The 16,925-nt window shown below is 34.9% G+C and carries 16 protein-coding genes and 1 pseudogene; 15 read left to right on the forward strand and 2 right to left on the reverse strand.

The features are described 5' to 3' along the window. Window positions 1–97 precede the first annotated feature (97 nt). From NKG37_RS18170 to NKG37_RS18185, 4 genes and pseudogenes are all read left to right on the forward strand, one after another. Window positions 98–916, forward strand: coding sequence for a lipid II flippase Amj family protein (locus NKG37_RS18170; protein ID WP_254415059.1), 819 nt, complete (start codon window positions 98–100; stop codon window positions 914–916). Between the two features lie 202 nt (window positions 917–1,118). Next, window positions 1,119–1,376: pseudogene (locus tag NKG37_RS18175) on the forward strand (GNAT family N-acetyltransferase); the annotation flags it as partial. A gap of 313 nt (window positions 1,377–1,689) precedes the next feature. Continuing rightward, the gene (locus tag NKG37_RS18180) at window positions 1,690–2,142 is read left to right on the forward strand and encodes a MarR family winged helix-turn-helix transcriptional regulator (protein WP_101731289.1); all 453 of its coding nucleotides are present in this window, start codon (window positions 1,690–1,692) and stop codon (window positions 2,140–2,142) included. 27 nt (window positions 2,143–2,169) lie between these two features. Continuing rightward, on the forward strand, window positions 2,170–2,688 hold the full coding sequence (locus NKG37_RS18185; RefSeq protein ID WP_016204984.1) for a spermidine/spermine N(1)-acetyltransferase: 519 nt from the start codon (window positions 2,170–2,172) through the stop codon (window positions 2,686–2,688). Window positions 2,689–2,738: 50 nt separating this feature from the next. Here the strand turns inward: NKG37_RS18185 and NKG37_RS18190 are convergent, their stop codons facing one another. Next, window positions 2,739–3,869 (reverse strand): IscS subfamily cysteine desulfurase, encoded by a 1,131-nt coding sequence (locus NKG37_RS18190; RefSeq protein WP_016204985.1) that lies wholly within the window; start codon window positions 3,867–3,869, stop codon window positions 2,739–2,741. A 292-nt stretch (window positions 3,870–4,161) separates the two neighbouring features. On the opposite strand from NKG37_RS18190, the gene nadB reads away from it, so the two are divergent. The 8 genes from nadB (at window position 4,162) to hfq (ending at window position 12,055) form a co-directional block, all read left to right on the forward strand. Next, window positions 4,162–5,757 carry an L-aspartate oxidase gene (gene nadB, locus NKG37_RS18195; RefSeq protein WP_016204986.1) on the forward strand — a complete coding sequence of 532 codons (1,596 nt, stop codon included), beginning with the start codon at window positions 4,162–4,164 and terminating at the stop codon, window positions 5,755–5,757. Next, on the forward strand, window positions 5,711–6,547 hold the full coding sequence (gene nadC / locus NKG37_RS18200; RefSeq protein ID WP_254415060.1) for a carboxylating nicotinate-nucleotide diphosphorylase: 837 nt from the start codon (window positions 5,711–5,713) through the stop codon (window positions 6,545–6,547). Before nadB ends, nadC begins: the two co-directional genes overlap by 47 nt. Before the next feature lie 23 nt (window positions 6,548–6,570). Continuing rightward, the gene (gene nadA / locus NKG37_RS18205) at window positions 6,571–7,674 is read left to right on the forward strand and encodes a quinolinate synthase NadA (RefSeq protein ID WP_101731287.1); all 1,104 of its coding nucleotides are present in this window, start codon (window positions 6,571–6,573) and stop codon (window positions 7,672–7,674) included. Between the two features lie 208 nt (window positions 7,675–7,882). After that, on the forward strand, window positions 7,883–8,236 hold the full coding sequence (locus NKG37_RS18210) for a hypothetical protein (RefSeq protein WP_254415061.1): 354 nt from the start codon (window positions 7,883–7,885) through the stop codon (window positions 8,234–8,236). Between the two features lie 176 nt (window positions 8,237–8,412). Next, window positions 8,413–9,324: a hypothetical protein gene (locus NKG37_RS18215; protein ID WP_254415062.1), complete on the forward strand. Its 912-nt coding sequence runs from the start codon at window positions 8,413–8,415 to the stop codon at window positions 9,322–9,324. Between the two features lie 22 nt (window positions 9,325–9,346). Next, on the forward strand, window positions 9,347–10,702 hold the full coding sequence (locus NKG37_RS18220) for a DUF4030 domain-containing protein (RefSeq protein WP_254415063.1): 1,356 nt from the start codon (window positions 9,347–9,349) through the stop codon (window positions 10,700–10,702). Between the two features lie 117 nt (window positions 10,703–10,819). Next, the gene (gene miaA, locus NKG37_RS18225) at window positions 10,820–11,791 is read left to right on the forward strand and encodes a tRNA (adenosine(37)-N6)-dimethylallyltransferase MiaA (protein ID WP_254415064.1); all 972 of its coding nucleotides are present in this window, start codon (window positions 10,820–10,822) and stop codon (window positions 11,789–11,791) included. 27 nt (window positions 11,792–11,818) lie between these two features. Further along, on the forward strand, window positions 11,819–12,055 hold the full coding sequence (hfq, locus tag NKG37_RS18230; RefSeq protein WP_169188520.1) for an RNA chaperone Hfq: 237 nt from the start codon (window positions 11,819–11,821) through the stop codon (window positions 12,053–12,055). Window positions 12,056–12,211: 156 nt separating this feature from the next. On the opposite strand, the gene NKG37_RS18235 is transcribed toward hfq, so the two are convergent. Then, the gene (locus NKG37_RS18235) at window positions 12,212–12,859 is read right to left on the reverse strand and encodes a Type 1 glutamine amidotransferase-like domain-containing protein (RefSeq protein ID WP_254415065.1); all 648 of its coding nucleotides are present in this window, start codon (window positions 12,857–12,859) and stop codon (window positions 12,212–12,214) included. Between the two features lie 310 nt (window positions 12,860–13,169). Between NKG37_RS18235 and spoVK the strand changes: the two genes are divergently transcribed. The 3 genes from spoVK to NKG37_RS18250 all read left to right on the forward strand — a co-directional run bounded on the left by spoVK (window position 13,170) and on the right by NKG37_RS18250 (window position 16,846). Beyond that, a complete protein-coding gene (gene spoVK, locus NKG37_RS18240; protein WP_169188522.1) occupies window positions 13,170–14,123 on the forward strand; it encodes a stage V sporulation protein K in 954 nt (317 codons plus the stop codon). 179 nt (window positions 14,124–14,302) lie between these two features. Further along, window positions 14,303–15,577: a GTPase HflX gene (gene hflX / locus NKG37_RS18245; protein WP_254415066.1), complete on the forward strand. Its 1,275-nt coding sequence runs from the start codon at window positions 14,303–14,305 to the stop codon at window positions 15,575–15,577. Beyond that, on the forward strand, window positions 15,578–16,846 hold the full coding sequence (locus NKG37_RS18250; protein ID WP_169188524.1) for a methionine gamma-lyase family protein: 1,269 nt from the start codon (window positions 15,578–15,580) through the stop codon (window positions 16,844–16,846). It abuts the gene before it with no gap. Window positions 16,847–16,925 lie beyond the last annotated feature (79 nt).

A 16,925-nucleotide genomic window follows, 5' to 3' on the forward strand; every position in this document is an offset into this window, starting at 1 on the left:
ACATCCAACAAAGGAAAAATAAATTTTAGAAAAATTTTCTAGTTAATTCCAAAAAAAGAGTTATAATGTACCTAGAATAAAAATATAAGGAGTTAATATGGAATTTATAACGACGAAGGTAGTAATCATATCTATTTTATTATTGATCATTACAATGGTAGAAACATTGGCTTATTCTACTAGAATATCTGGTACAAGAGTGAGGCTAATTGCTACTGCAATTTCTTTGTTCAGTACAATGGTTATTGTTTCACGGTTTTCTACTATGTTTCAACAGCCATTAACAGCAAAACTTATAGCAGAAGTTCCGAAAGGGGTAGATAAATTTGCTTTTATAGCTGGGCAATATAGGATTTTACTTGGAGTAACATCTATTGGAGTACTGCTTGGAATCTTGCTGTTCCCTACGTTTATTAATATTTTTTCACGAGCAATTGTTCAACTGGCAAACGAGCGAGGGTCTATGCTAGCTCTTTTTTCAAAGTTATTCAAACAAAATGGTTTTATAAAGCTTATAAGCTGTATAAAAATGCCGAGAATATCCTATCTTAAGGGGATTACGCTAGAGACTATTCCCAAACGACTATTTATTATGAATATCCTTATTTCTGCTATTTTTACAACAGGCGTTATTTCTTCAATGTATGCTTCCATTTTAGTTCCAGATGATATGCGGCAAGCTGCATCGATGTCATCAGGTGTTATTAATGGGATTGCGACAATCATCTTGACCTTATTTATTGATCCGAAAGCATCCGTTTTAGCTGATCGAGTGATGAAAAAACAAACAGATTACATTTATTTGAAGAGCTATTCTTTAACAATGGTTAGCTCCAAATTTATTGGTACGATAGTAGCTCAATTTCTGTTTTTACCTGCAGCATATTATGTAGCCTGGTTTGCAGAGTGGATTTAACTTTTTGAGTGAAAATAGGAAGGGGAGTAGGATGAAGAATCATTTAATTGCTATGTCGATTTTTAGGCTTTAGCCGAGAACCCTCGTGACTCAGTCATGAGATGAATCGGCTTCGGACAAGGGTTAGCTTCTGCTAACTCAATTGTCCGACATTCTCTTTTTTGGCTAAAATCACATATGATGTTTGAAAAAAGAATGAAATGTGCAACAAATTACATTCACGCCATACATCACCCATCAAGGTGGATGGCGAGCTACGATTGAAGAGGTTAGAACTGCTTCATCTGTTCGGGGAAAAGGAGTAGGTACTAAAATGATCTATTGGGCAATCGAGCGTGCCAAAGAACGAGGGTGTCATTTAATTCAGCTTACGACTGACAAACAAAGAGCAGATGCCTTGCGTTTTTATGAACGATTAGGCTTTCAAGCAACACATGAAGGAATGAAGATGAAACTGTAGCATGAAAATTTGGAGGAAACAGAACGGGGTTAAGCAACTTATCGTCTAGCAGACTGTTCCCAATAAGCTAGGTATTTTTTATTTAAAACTTAAGCAAAGTCCAGTATATGTTTTAACTAATACTTTTCTTTTTTCATAAGCTCCACATTACTTCTTACTAACTAATTTATCTCAATCATGAGCTAAGATGGTTGCTTCAACCAACCATCTTCTACATTACTCACCGTTTTTAATGTTGCAAATGCAACAAAAATAAGTTATATTCAACGTAAGTAATTTTTGTTGTAAATGCGATAATAAAAAGGAGCAAATCATGAAAGAAATTCTTCGCGAAATTGGAATGATCGCACGGGCCTTAGATTCTATTAGTAATATTGAATTTAAAGAATTTGATCTTACAAAGGGGCAGTACTTGTATGTTGTGAGAATATGTGAAAACCCAGGGATTATCCAAGAAAAATTAGCAGAAATGATAAAAGTAGATCGAACAACCGCTGCACGCGCGATAAGCAAACTGGAGATTAATGGTTTCATTGAGAAGAAAAATGATCAACACAATAAAAAAATTAAAAAACTCTTTCCAACAGAGAGAGGCAAAAAAGTTTATCCTTTTATAAAAAGAGAAAACGAGTATTCAAATAATGTTGCATTAGAGGGTTTTTCTGAATCAGAGATAGAAGTGATATTTACTTTACTTCAAAGAGTAAGAAAAAATGTCGAAAAAGATTGGGATACAGTAAAGAAAGGAAACAAGAGGAATTATTGATTAAATATATAGTAGGGAGCTATTTCAATGACGATAAAGATAAAAAAGTGTAGACTTGCGGATATCGATAAACTTCAAGAAATAAGTTATCAAACATTTAATGAAACTTTTAAACATCAGAATTCATCGGAAAATTTGAAGGCTTATTTGGAAAAAGCATTCAATTTCGAACAAGTAGAAAAGGAATTATCCAATGTTTCTTCAGAATTCTATTTTGCCTGTTTTGACAATGAATTAGCTGGATATTTAAAAATTAATATAGATGATGCGCAATCTGAAAAAATCGATGATGATTCCCTTGAAATAGAAAGGATTTATGTGAAAAGTAAATTTCAAAAACATGGACTGGGAAAAATATTGCTAAATAAAGCTCTGGAAATGGCAAACAAGGAAAATAAAAAAATGGTTTGGCTTGGTGTCTGGGAAAAGAACGAAAATGCAATTAATTTTTATAAAAAAATGGGGTTCATCCAAACAGGGGCTCACTCCTTTTTTATGGGAGATGAAGAACAAACTGATCTGATCATGACGAAAATAGTGGAATAATAGTTATAAAGATGGTCAGCCATTATCTACTGACTGACCATTCTAGAATCTTAACGATACTTTGCATATTCTTTCGCTAATTCGTTTATTAACTTAGCTAAATCCATTATATCTTCTTTCGAGTTATCTTTTCCCAATGATATCCGAATAAATTCCTTTGCTTCACCATCTGCTAATCCAAGCGCCTTCATGGTTTTAGAAGGAGTATGTTTTCCAACCTGACAAGCACTTCCTGTTGATATAGCAAAGCCTCGCCGATTGCACTCAAGCATGAGCCATTGACCCTCCAATCCCTTTACTCGTAATCCAATAATTCCAGGATATTGTTCTATACATTCAAACAGTTTAATAGATTCAGCTTTAACGGTTTCTTTAAATAATGCACGAAGTTGGGAAAGTTCCTGTAAATTATCTGCTATCTTCAAGCATGTTTTTTGAGCAGCAACTGTCATACTGGCAATCCCTGCTGTATTTACGGTACCGGATCGAAAGCCTTTTTCATGACTGCCATTTGGCAAAAAGGGAATCCAAGCTGTTTGAGGATTAATATAGGCAATGCCGACTCCTTTAGGACCATAAAATTTATGTCCCGATATCGATAACCCATCAACAAATTTCGTCACTTCTGAAACGTCTATTTTTCCAAAACTTTGTACCATGTCACTATGAAAAAGAACATTGTATTTTCTACAAATAGTCCCAATTTCTTTAATAGGCTGAATGGCACCAATTTCAGAATTAACGTGCTGAATGGAAACTAGAATGGTATCTGGTCGAATAGATTGCTCTAAAAGTTGTGTATCGATTATTCCATTATCCAATAATGGGATATAAGTAATTTCATAGTCATTTACTGCTAATAATTGCATCGTACTATGAATGGAAGCATGCTCTGCAACAGATGTAATAATATGTTTTCCTTGTTTTTTTGTAGCGAGTACCAAATTTTGTATGATAAGAAAATTACTCTCCGTGCCGCCACTTGTAAAATAAACCCCATTTTTATCTGCGTTTAATAGTCTTCCCCATTCCTCGCGACAATTCTCCAAAATTTTTCCAGCTTTATCGCCCATATCATGAAGACTATTCGAATTAGCAAAGTATTTACAAGCAACGTCCACATAAACATTTGCTGCATCATTATCCAAAGGAGTAGTTGCAGCATAATCAAAATATTTCATATAAATTTCCTCCCATTATTATTTTTATAAAGTAGAAGAATCATAGTAAAGTTTATTTTTAAATGGAAAACATCTTTTAACAAATTTGAGCTATTTATAGTGAAAGGTATTTGATTCCTATGGGTAGAAGGGAAGTAAGATTTCACACAGGCTTTCTTTCTTCCCAGGGATTCTTGTGTCTAGAAAGGAAATCGACTTACTTTAATTAACGAAAATGAAAAAAACACTTGTCATTAGTTTAAAACTATGTAAATATAAGTGTCAAGACACCTGTAAAATAGGAGGGTGAAAAATGGATACAGATGTACTGATAATCGGCAGTGGTATCGCTAGTTTACAACTAGCCAAAAAACTTTCAACTGAATTTAATGTGATTATTCTCACAAAGTCTAAAGCTGAATTAAGTAATTCCTACCTAGCACAAGGAGGAATTGCTGCAAGTCTTGGAGATTCAGATGATTATAGAAAACATGCATTAGATACACTTGAAGCCGGACGCTTTCATAATAATCCAGAGGTAGTGGCAGAAATTACAAAGACAGCACCTCGTTTAATTGAAGAATTATGGCAAGATGGATGTACATTTGATAAGGATTCAACAGGGAAACTTTCATTGGGCATGGAAGGTGCTCATTCGGAAAAAAGAATTGTCCACAGTGGCGGCGATACTACTGGAAAAAAGGTAATGGAGTTTCTTACAGAAAATAAGAATAACAATATAGAATTAATCGAAAATGTTTTTGTCTATGAATTAATGGTAAATACTAATAGTAATCAATGTTTTGGAGCAAAGGGTATTACCGCAGATGGCACTCGAATAGAGTTTTATAGCGCGCATACTGTCATTGCAACTGGGGGATGTGGAACGCTTTATACTTATACAAGTAGTGCTTCCACCATTACAGGGGATGGTATTGCACTTGCATATTTAGCTGGTGCATCTATTATCGATATGGAATTTGTCCAATTTCATCCGACCTTACTATATGTAAATGGAGAAACGGTCGGTCTTATTTCAGAAGCGGTAAGAGGAGATGGAGCACGACTAGTAACTGCATCTGGAAAGTACATTATGGAAAATGTACATTCATATGAAGATTTAGCGCCACGCCATATTGTATCGCAAACAATCTATCAGTACTTATCAAATGGGGAAACGGTCTATTTAGATATATCAATGATTACAAATTTTCAAACAAGATTCCCTTCAATAACAAAAATGTGCATAGAGCATGGCATTGATTTGCAAAAAGGGTTGCTTCCCGTTGCTCCAGGCAGCCATTTCTTAATGGGAGGCATTGATACAGACCTTTTTGGAAGAACATCTGTTAATAACCTTTATGCCATCGGAGAAGCAGCTTGTACTGGATTTCACGGAGCGAATCGCCTAGCTAGCAATTCCCTTTTAGAAGGATTATATATGGGGAATAACTTGGCAAACCTCCTTCGGGAAATACCAAAGTCAAAAGTGAAAGGTTTCATATTAGAAAGGGAAGAATCGGATAATACATTGCATCCAATTTTTCCAGAAAAAGAAGAGTTACAACATCGCATGATGGCGAATGTGGGAATTGTTCGGAATGAAATAAACTTACAAAATCAGCTGCAATGGCTTGAGCGTTTTGGAATATCAGATTGCTTTAACCTTCCTCTAGAAAATAGATCGATTGAAGAGGTTGAGAAATATTTTATGCTTGTAACCTCTTGGCTTATTACAAGATCTGCTTTAGAAAGAAAAGAAAGCAGAGGTGGTCATTTCCGCTCTGATTATCCAGAGGAAAACGATGAATGGGTAAAGAAAAAGGTTAGCTTTAAACGAGAACTAACAAAGGAGAAGCCAAATGAATCAATTGAAATTGCACAAACAATTGGAAGCGTTCTTTATTGAAGATATTGGTGAACGAGATGTTACAACAGATGCCATTTTCCCAAAGGAGCAGCAAGGAGAGATTGTGTTTCTAGCAAAGGACAATGGGATTTTTTGCGGAGAAGAGGTTATTCAAGCAGGATTCCATGTGTTAAATCCAGCAATTGAGATAACGATGTTCGTCCGGGATGGAGATCGAATAGAAAGTAGCCAGCAAATAGCGACGGCAAAAGGGAATATTAGAGAGCTATTAAAAGGGGAACGAGTGATTTTAAACCTTGTTCAAAGAATGAGTGGGATAGCCACGAGAACCCGTGAAGCGGTCGATGTGTTAAACAGTGGCTATACGAAAATTTGTGATACACGAAAAACAACACCAGGATTACGAATGCTTGAAAAGTATGCAGTAACTGTTGGTGGCGGACATAATCATCGCTTTGGACTGTATGATGCGGTAATGATTAAAGATAACCATATTGCATTCGCCGGTTCGATTGCCAATGCGGTAAAGGCAGTTAAACAGTCGATTGGTCATATGGTAAAGGTGGAAGTGGAAACAGAGACGAAGGAACAAATGCTTGAAGCATTAGCAGCGGGTGCAGATGTCATTATGTTTGATAATCGAAAGCCAGAGGAAATTGTGGAGTGGATTCCCCATGTTCCAGAAACAGTTACAACAGAAGCTTCAGGTGGAATTACTTTAGAAAATCTTGCTTCGTACCGAGAGTGTGGAGTGGACTATATTTCATTAGGATTCTTAACGCATTCTGTTAAAGCATTAGATATTAGTGTAAAAGTAAGTATTCATTAAAAAGGGATTGAGGGGAAGAGGAAATGAATATATTAGAGGGGTTACAAGCATCCAATACAATACCAGAAAAGTACTTAGCAATGACAACTGCTGAATTAGAAGAAAGAGTAGCAAGTGTAAAGCAGAGATTAGGCAAAAAACTATTTATTCCAGGTCATCATTATCAAAAGGATGAAGTTATTCAATTTTCTGATGCTACAGGAGATAGCTTGAAGCTTGCACAAGTAGCTGCAGAAAACACAGAAGCAGAATACATTGTTTTTTGCGGTGTTCATTTTATGGCAGAAACTGCCGACATTTTAACGACAAAGCAGCAAAAAGTCTATTTGCCAGACATGCGTGCAGGTTGTTCTATGGCAGATATGGCCGATATTTATCAGACAAATCGCGCTTGGACGAAACTGCAAGAATTATTTGGCGATACCATTATTCCTTTAACCTATGTCAATTCAACAGCAGCTATTAAGGCCTTTGTGGGTGAAAATGGAGGAGCAACCGTAACGTCCTCTAATGCAGAGAAAATGGTTTCTTGGGCATTTACGCAAAAGGAAAGATTGTTATTTCTACCAGATCAGCACTTAGGAAGAAATACAGCCTACAATTTAGGAGTACCTTTAGACAGAATGGCCATTTGGGATCCAATCAAAAATGAACTTGTTCATGAGTGTCCGCTAGAAGAAATTAAAGTTATTCTTTGGAAAGGACATTGTTCTGTACATGAGAATTTTACTGTGCAAAATGTGGAACAAGTTAGAAAGCAATATCCTCATATGAAAATCATTGTCCATCCAGAATGCAGTAGAGAAGTAGTGGCAGCATCTGACTTAGCTGGTTCGACGAACTATATTATCGATATTATTGAAAATGCGAAGTCAGGTAGTGCCTTTGCGATTGGGACGGAAATGAACTTAGTGAACCGGATTATTAAAGATCATCCCGATAAACAGATTATCTCTCTTAATCCGTATATGTGCGCTTGTCTCACCATGAATCGAATCGATTTGCCTCATTTTGTCTGGTGCTTAGAATCAATTGAACAGGACTTTGAAAGTAATCGTATTATCGTAGAAGAGCCAATTGCCTCGAATGCGAAATTGGCATTGGATAGAATGTTGGCTTTATCTTAAATATTGTTTGGAAATTGCTTCTAAGATTTTTTGAATGCTGCATTAAGTGTTAGATACGTCTCGTCTAACGCTAATGGGGCATTTTGTAATTCGTTTAAACAGAATATTGCATGAAGAAGGAATTTTCAAACAGATGATACTGACAACTTTTCTTCCATCATGTAAAATAAAGGTAATATAAAGGGCTTTCCAGAAAGGCGGAATGTGTTTGAAAATACGCCGTAAACATTTGTCAAAGCGAAATAATTTAAATGCAGATATAGAAGAATGGTATTTATTGGGATTTTTATTAACTGGAGACAAAGTATTGACCGACCGATTAATTACTAGAACAGTTAATCAAGTAAAGGACAAGTTTATCTCAATAAGACTCGATCATTTTGTCTTAAAACCATTAATCAAGGAATATAAGAAATATTATCGTAATCATGACATTATCTATCAACCTATCGATGCTAGCCCCCTATTAAATCGCCTTGGATTACTTAACGAACAAGCCCGTATTGCTTTTCTACTAAAGTATTATTACGATTATTCCTATAAAAAATCGCCAACCATTTAGGGATTTCAGAAAGAAAAGCGAAGACAGTTATTTATGATGGCCTTACTATATGGACAAATAATGGTAAATTCGTATCAGTTAATAATATAGATGGGGTTTTAAAAAAAGAGATATTACTAATAAAAAGTAAATGGATAGAAAATGTAACGCCAGACAATAGAAATCAAGTCCTAGTTATGGGAACAAAAGGTAGGCATAAGCTACCAGGTTTATTATTAATATTATTAATTTTAGTTGCTGGCGGATCTATTAATCAAGAGACACTTAGCAAGACGAGAGTTAGTTTAGGACCTGATATTTATAAATATTTTAAAGAAGGAGGAGTGTTACAGATAAATCAAGACATTAAAGACAAAGGATTTGGGGACATTTATACCATACCTGATTCAGAGACAAAAACGATTGAAGTATATTTTCCCACACCAGAAAGATTAGGTGAAAAGGAGGAAGTAGCAGCTTTAATAGAGTCCTATTTAGAAAATAGAGATCTTGAGTATCAACTTGAATTTCAAGTACTAGACCAATTGGAAGTAGAACTAACTGATGAACAAAAAGATGCGAATAAAGTAATGGAAATGGAACAAGAGATATTCGAATTAGTCTCTGAAAACCCGTATTATTATATGCAAAGAGGTTCCAGCGAACAATCTGGAGAATCAACAGAAATTCTTTTATCTGAAGAAATTTCAGTAGAAGAAGAAGAGATTTTAAAAGAGGAAATCGAAAATATTATACATAAACACAATTTGGAATGGAATTTTTCTTTTGGAAAGGTTTCGGCAGATGTAGTAGATATGGAAAGAGCAAAGTGGGATATTTATCTTGCTATAATAGAGGCATTTTTCTTTGGAGAAAATAAATACAAACTATATGATGTGTATTCAGAATATATAAATGGTGTTATGGAATTTAATGTATATACAGAACTTTCCCTTACAACAGAAAAAGATGCAGATGAAACAGAAGAGATTATAAAAGAGCTGAGAAGATCTTTACAATTTTTTCTCGAGCATGAAGACATTCAAGATCTCATGAATAATGTCCCTTATGTAATAAAGATACATGGAGAAAATAGAGAGGAAATATAAATAAAGAAGGGTAGGGGCTTTATTGGACGGGTCAACCTTTGTTCATAGCAAACAAGTAAATGATTGGTTGTTATTTACGCAGTTCTTTATCGGAGACAAGGAAAAGTCACAGGAAATCGTCAAAGCTTGGTTAATAAAACCTTCCACGAAATTTCAAAGAAATCATGTAATGGAAAGAGGATTCCGATATATTCTAAAACAAATGAAAGGGGAAAATAGGAGGAGAGTTTCAAAAGTTTTACTTTCGGAATATTCCTTCAAGTCAATAAAGGAAATTGATCAAGCTATTATTCTCTTACACTATTATTTTCAACTAGAGATAAAGAAGATTGCAAGAATCGTAAGGAAATCAAAAAGAGAGATTAGAAAAAGACTCTTTTCTTTTTTACAGGTGTTATCGACAAAGGGGATTACAGTGCATACATTTAATAACATACTACATGCGGAAATAATGACGATATCTTTGCCTTTAACGCCAGTAGTTACTAAGGGGATAAAAATTAATAGGAAAAAGACTGCTTTATATTCGCTCCTAATTTTACATTTTCTTATTGTTGGTGGCGCCATGAATAGTGGTATTGTGGAAAAGACACAAGCAAAACAAGGGCCAGATTTATTAACAATATACCGGGATGGAACTTTTGAGCAACAATTAAAGAAGGATTTAGAGGAAACCTTTCAAAAAGAGCCATTTGCGATAAAAATCAATTTTGAAGAAAGTGAAGTTTCTATTGGTATATTTGACGAAGTACTTTATCGTCAGAAAGCGGAAATCATTACTTTTGTAAACCAGTTTTTGAAAGAGAAAGACATACCATACATTGTCCAATTAGATTATATGGAAGAGACAATTGGAGATGATGAAATAGCATATCAAGTGATTATAGAAGCCAATGCGAAAGGAATCAAACTTTGGCCAGGAGATTATTCAGAGCAAGAAAAAGTGATGGAATGGGTTTTAGCACTTCCAGATGCTATTGAACTGGTAACCGAGCATGCTGAAGTAACAAGGGCTCAAGGAATTTTAAAAAAATATAACCATAAAGCACCTCTGATTGTATCCCATTATGATAAAGACAGAGTTGGCCGACAAGAAAGATGGTTAGAATTAACTCCTTATTTTGAGGAAGGATTCTTATTAGGAAAAGAATATAATATTGAAAGTATAAGTATTAATGCCTATACGAAAGAAGTTTCTATTGATGTATATACATATTTTTTAACGAAAGATTCTAACAAGGAAGAGATTGCTCGGGCTGTTAAACGTTCTATAGATCAATTTCTACAAAGTGAGGAAGTAAAGCAAATCGTCCAAAATGATGCTTATACCATTAATATCTATTCGGCGGGAAAGAAAAAAATAAAGATCCACTATTAAATTCTGTATATTTCATGAAGTTTGGGTAATAATGCTTACAGGTTAAACTGTGCGGAGGAATGTGATAAAATAATAATTATAGCTTAAAATCATTAGCTAAATGTTAGTAAAAGGCAGTTGAATCAGTTGACAATAAAGGAAAAAGTGGTTGTGTTAATCGGACCTACTGCTGTAGGTAAGACAAATCTTAGTATTGAACTGGCGAAAAAATTCGACGGGGAAATTATTAGTGGAGATTCCATGCAGATTTATAAAGGAATGGATATTGCGACTGCAAAAATATCTAAAGAGGAAATGCAAGGGGTTCCCCATCATTTAATTGATATTGTAGATCCTGATGATAGTTTTTCAGTTGCACAATTTCAGGAACTTGTCCGCAAGAAAATAACGGAAATAACGTCAAGAGGCAAATTACCGTTTATTGTTGGTGGAACAGGTTTGTACATTCAATCGGTCTTATTTGATTATCAGTTTCAAGAAACTGCTTCTGATCCCGAATTCCGTACAAAATTGGAAGAAATCGCACAAATAGAAGGAAGCATAGCCATTCATGACAGACTTCAAGAAGTGGATCCAGAATCTGCAGCAGCTATCCATCATCATAATATTCGCCGTGTTATTAGAGCGTTAGAGGTCTTTCATGTAACTGGTAGAAAAATGTCAGACATTCAAAAAGAGCAGAGACAAGAGTCACTCTATGATGCTGCATTAATTGGCTTAACAATGGATAGAGAAGTTCTTTATGAGCGAATTAACAAAAGAGTGAATCAAATGCTTGAAATCGGATTGTTAGAAGAAGTCCAGCGTTTTTATGATGAAGGTATAAGAGATTGCCAATCGATACAAGCGATTGGTTATAAAGAAATCTATAAGTATTTCGATGGTGTGCAAAGCTTGGATGAGTCTATTGAAGAATTAAAGCAGAATTCTAGGAGATATGCGAAAAGACAATTGACTTGGTTTCGTAATAAAATGAATGTACAGTGGTTTGATATGACAGAAAGTGTAAAAACACATGACATAACAAAAAAAATACAGGAAATTTCATCTTATTTAGAAGGAATGCTAAAAATTAAATCGAATACATAATAGTATAGAGAAAAGAGGAGGATTTTCATGAAGCAATCAGTTAACATTCAAGATCAATTTTTAAATCAATTACGTAAAGACGGCACAAACGTAACGGTATTCTTATTAAACGGATTCCAAATACGTGGATTTATAAAAGGCTTCGATAATTTCACTGTATTATTTGAATCAGAAGGAAAGCAGCAATTAGTTTATAAGCATGCCATTTCTACGTTTTCTCCGCAAAAGAATGTACAGATTGATTTAGAAGGTACGCAGGCTTAATAAGAAAAAGACGTTGAGCATTGCTTCTAGCATAATTCCTAGCTCTGTTTTTGAGATGAGGAATAGTATTTTATGTTATAAGGTATTATTGCATACAAAAAAACTTGAGGATATTCTCCTCAAGTTTTTTTGTGTCCTATAATTCCCTAAAATGTTTTATCTATTTACAAGAATGTATTGGTTGTCCTGTAATCTAACAATAGAAACATGTTTATTGCTTTCAAATTCTCTTATACGATGCTCAATGCTTTGTCCAGAGTTGTCTTGAAAAACATCTTCTCTATCGTAATGCGGAAATATAGCCTTATCAGTTATGTTTAATGCAGTGAAATCATTCATTCCTATTTTGTTCATCTCTGGAGTAAAATGATTTACCACTTCGATATGAGGTCCTAAAATTAGCGCACCTGCACTTGTCCCCATAATGATAGCATTCTGTTTGGACAACTTACTTATGACAGTATCAGCTCCACTTTTTTTTATGTAATAAAGTAAGTGAAATGGATTGCCTCCGTTAATATAAATGATATTATACTGTTTAAGTTTCTTTGCTTCTTCCACTTCTACATCAAGAAAATCTACTTGTTTAAGCCCTATTTGTAACAAGTCATTTTTCGTTTTGCTGGCATATTTATTCTTTTCTTTTTGTGGAGACGCAGTGGTTATGATCACTGCTTTCGGGTTTGTCAATTGTTTTAGAGCTGTTATAAATTCATGTTTAATAATCTCTGTAGAGAGGCCATTTGATGTTAAAAATATTTTAGCCATTTCCCTATCTCCCTTTATATTTTTTTGTTTTTGCATGAGGAAACTACATCATAATCAAAAAGATTAATTATATTTTACTATAAATTTCTAATTAATTTTGGTTTGTCTTGAATAAACATAACAATTCAATGAATGAAATAGTTACATTCTCTTCTATAATATCTTGATAACAGAATTAAAAAATAATCTGAAAATAGTTTAATGAATAGAAGAGGTTCTGAATATACATTAACAATGGGGAATAGTAGCAAACAGTATGAAATCATTTAAATACTGTCAACATCAATAAATGGAACTTTTGATGAGCAAGATTTTGAGCGTTTTGTTTTTAGAGGAGGTGTGGCTTTTGGAGCATCCAATCCGGATGAAGAATAATGGACAGATAAGCGTAGTAATCAACTCACAGAAGAAGAAGGTTCTTCCAAAGGAAAAGCCAGAAGCTGAGTCAATCCCCAGAACTGTTCCGAGTGAACATGAAGCACTTAGGGAAATTGAAGCAGAATTAGGAAGCCTTGTTGGTATGGACGAAATGAAAAAAATGATAAAAGAGATATACGCATGGATTTATGTAAATAAAAAGCGAGAAGAAAATGGCTTGAAAACAGGTAAACAAGCATTGCATATGATGTTTAAAGGTAATCCAGGAACAGGGAAGACAACTGTTGCCAGGTTAATTGGCAAGCTTTTTCAAAAGATGAATGTTTTATCGAAAGGTCATTTAATTGAAGCAGAGCGTGCCGATTTAGTTGGTGAATATATTGGTCATACGGCACAGAAAACGAGAGATCTTGTCAAAAAAGCGATGGGAGGGATTCTCTTCATTGATGAAGCTTATTCATTAGGAAGAGGAGGAGAAAAGGATTTCGGAAAAGAAGCAATTGATACATTAGTAAAGCATATGGAAGATAAACAGCATGATTTCATTTTAATATTAGCAGGCTATTCTAGGGAGATGGATTTTTTTCTATCCTTAAATCCAGGTCTACATTCCAGGTTTCCCCTTGTCATTGATTTTCCTGATTATACGACCGATCAGTTAATGGAGATAGCAGATCGGATGTTAAAAGAAAGGGAGTATGCGCTCAGTCATGAGGCGGAAAAAAAGCTAAAAGAACATCTTTCCTATGTACGAAATGTGCAACATCCCAAAAGTTTTTCTAACGGACGATATATCCGCAATATTATTGAAAAATCAATAAGAGCTCAAGCAATGCGATTACTTATGCAAAGCAATTATGATAAATACGAACTAATGACATTAAGAAGCAACGATATAGTGTTAGACTCTAAAGAAAAATAAAGGATAAGAATGCTATTCTAAAAGAGTGAATTTCTTTTGGAATAGCTTTTTTAATATGCTTTTTTACAAACCATTTTTACTACGTTAAAATTTGGGTAACCTTATAAGGAGCAAATAGATGAAATGGTATTTGTTTGCTATAATAGATGAAGTTCAGCATGGAAAGAAGGTTTACATAGTTGAAGGAAACCAAAGTAGAGAAAGAAAAAGTAATCCTGGTTGGTTGCGAAACACAGAATGATGCTGCCAGATTTGAATATTCAATGGAAGAACTTGCAAATTTAACGAAAACAGCGAATGGACAAGTAGTTGCCACCTTAACGCAAATGAGAGAAAGAATTCATCCCTCCACCTATATCGGCAAAGGGAAGGTTGAAGAATTAGAAAGTCTTGCAGAGGAATTAGAAGCAGACTTAATTATTTTTAATGATGAATTATCACCAAGTCAGGTTCGGAATGTGTCAAAGAATTTGGATGCAAGAATCATTGACCGAACACAGCTTATTCTAGATATATTTGCCTCAAGAGCAAGATCGAAAGAAGGAAAGCTTCAAGTAGAGCTAGCCCAATTACAATACTTATTGCCACGGTTAGGTGGACAAGGTCTCCAATTATCAAGACTTGGTGCAGGTATTGGGACGAGAGGGCCTGGTGAAACAAAGCTTGAATCAGACAGAAGGCATATTAGACGAAGAATTGATGATATTAAAAGCCAATTAAACGTTATTGTCGAACATCGAGATCGCTACCGAGAAAGACGAAAGAAAAATAGAGCCTTCCAAATCGCATTAGTTGGTTATACGAATGCGGGGAAATCGACTTTGTTCAATCGTCTCTCTGAAGCAGATTCATTTGAAGAGGATATCCTGTTTGCAACATTAGATCCAATGACGAGAAAAATAATTTTGCCAAGTGGCTTTTCGGCCCTTATTACAGATACTGTAGGGTTTATTCAAGATTTGCCAACAACGTTAGTTGCCGCATTTCGCTCAACGTTAGAAGAGGTGCGAGAAGCAGACTTATTGCTCCATGTGGTTGATAGCTCAAATGAGGAATATTTTCAGCATGAAGAAACAGTACATAAATTACTAGAAGATTTGGAAATACCTGCAATCCCTCAATTAACTGTCTATAATAAAAAAGATTTAGTGCATGCGAAATTTGTGCCCACATCGAAAACGGAAAGCATTTTAATTAGCGCTTTTGATAACGAAGATAGGGAACAGCTTAAGCAAACGATTGAACAAATCATGATTGGAAACATGGAATATTATGAGACAACGGTTGAAAGTAATAACGGAAAATTATTGTCTCAGCTAAAAAATGAGACAGTTTTGCGTAGCTTAATTTTTGATGAAGAAACGCAAAATTATTTATGTAAAGGGTATGCTCTAAAAGAACATGCTATATTAAAATATAAAAAGCCAATAGAAGTAGAGGAATGGGAGAAATAAATGTATAAGCAGTTAACATATGGAACACAGCTAGAAGCGTTAGTAAATGAAGTGGAAGAACAAATTAAAGAAGTACAACAAGCAATTGATAAAAGAATTGATACCAATCAATTTCGTGTTTTATCAAGCTTTCAAAATCATCGAGTGAGTGAATCACACTTTATCCCATCAACTGGGTATGGATATGATGATAATGGCCGTGATACGTTAGAAAGTATTTATGCTGAAGTATTCGGTGGGGAAGCTGGTTTAGTGAGACCACAAATCATTTCTGGAACACATGCCATTAGCACGGCGTTGTTTGGGATCCTTCGACCAGGGGATGAACTTCTGTATATTACAGGTAAACCATATGATACGTTAGAAGAAATTGTTGGAATTAGAGGCGAAGGAATTGGCTCACTCCGAGAGTTTAATATTGGCTATAACAGTGTAGATTTGCTTCCAGATGGACAGCCAGATTATGAAAAAATTGCTGCATCCATTCATGCAAATACAAAAATGATTGGCATCCAGCGTTCAAAAGGGTATGCAACAAGACCCTCTTTTACAATTGCAGAAATGGAAAAGATGATTGCATTTGTAAAAGAGATTAAAAAAGACGTCGTTGTTTTTGTAGATAATTGTTATGGCGAATTTGTGGAAGAAAAGGAACCTTGTCATGTTGGTGCAGATTTAATGGCAGGTTCTTTAATCAAAAATCCAGGTGGAGGAATTGCGAAAACAGGTGGATACATTATCGGGAAAGAAGAGCTTGTTAAAGCATGTTCCTATCGAATGACATCTCCTGGAATTGGGGCAGAAGCAGGAGCTTCCCTCTACAGTTTACAAGAGATGTATCAAGGCTTTTTCCTTGCTCCACATGTAGTTGGTCAAAGCTTGAAAGGGGCCATTTTTACAGCAGCGGTGTTAGAGAAACTAGGAATGAATTCCTCGCCTAGCTGGAATACGAAAAGAACCGATTTAATTCAGTCTGTTCAGTTTGATGATAAAGACAAAATGATTGCTTTTTGCCAAGCCATTCAATTTGCTTCGCCAATTAATTCCCATGTAACAGCTTATCCAAATTACATGCCAGGTTATGAAGATGACGTTATTATGGCAGCTGGTACATTTATTCAAGGTGCAAGCATCGAATTAACTGCAGATGGTCCAATTCGTCCACCGTATGTTGCTTACGTACAAGGGGGCTTAACTTATTCTCATGTGAAAATCGCCATTTGTATCGCAATTAATCGATTAGCAGAACAAAAACTGATTACTATTTGAATATAGCAATCAGTTACATGGATTGGGAAGAAAGTGTAACATGAGTTGACATCTTTTTTTCCCAATCATATAATGAAGG

This window comes from Niallia sp. RD1, from assembly GCF_024219955.1.
GTDB lineage: Bacteria > Bacillota > Bacilli > Bacillales > Cytobacillaceae > Niallia > Niallia alba.

Coding starts and splice junctions, on each gene's coding strand:
- NKG37_RS18170 (WP_254415059.1), top strand. CDS start 98: ATGGAATTTATAACGACGAAGGTAGTAATCATATCTATTTTATTATTG.
- NKG37_RS18190 (WP_016204985.1), bottom strand. CDS start 3,869: ATGAAATATTTTGATTATGCTGCAACTACTCCTTTGGATAATGATGCA.
- NKG37_RS18250 (WP_169188524.1), top strand. CDS start 15,578: ATGTATAAGCAGTTAACATATGGAACACAGCTAGAAGCGTTAGTAAAT.
- NKG37_RS18215 (WP_254415062.1), top strand. CDS start 8,413: ATGGGAACAAAAGGTAGGCATAAGCTACCAGGTTTATTATTAATATTA.
- nadC (WP_254415060.1), top strand. CDS start 5,711: ATGAATCAATTGAAATTGCACAAACAATTGGAAGCGTTCTTTATTGAA.
- NKG37_RS18235 (WP_254415065.1), bottom strand. CDS start 12,859: ATGCAAAAACAAAAAAATATAAAGGGAGATAGGGAAATGGCTAAAATA.
- NKG37_RS18185 (WP_016204984.1), top strand. CDS start 2,170: ATGACGATAAAGATAAAAAAGTGTAGACTTGCGGATATCGATAAACTT.
- NKG37_RS18180 (WP_101731289.1), top strand. CDS start 1,690: ATGAAAGAAATTCTTCGCGAAATTGGAATGATCGCACGGGCCTTAGAT.
- nadA (WP_101731287.1), top strand. CDS start 6,571: ATGAATATATTAGAGGGGTTACAAGCATCCAATACAATACCAGAAAAG.
- nadB (WP_016204986.1), top strand. CDS start 4,162: ATGGATACAGATGTACTGATAATCGGCAGTGGTATCGCTAGTTTACAA.
- hfq (WP_169188520.1), top strand. CDS start 11,819: ATGAAGCAATCAGTTAACATTCAAGATCAATTTTTAAATCAATTACGT.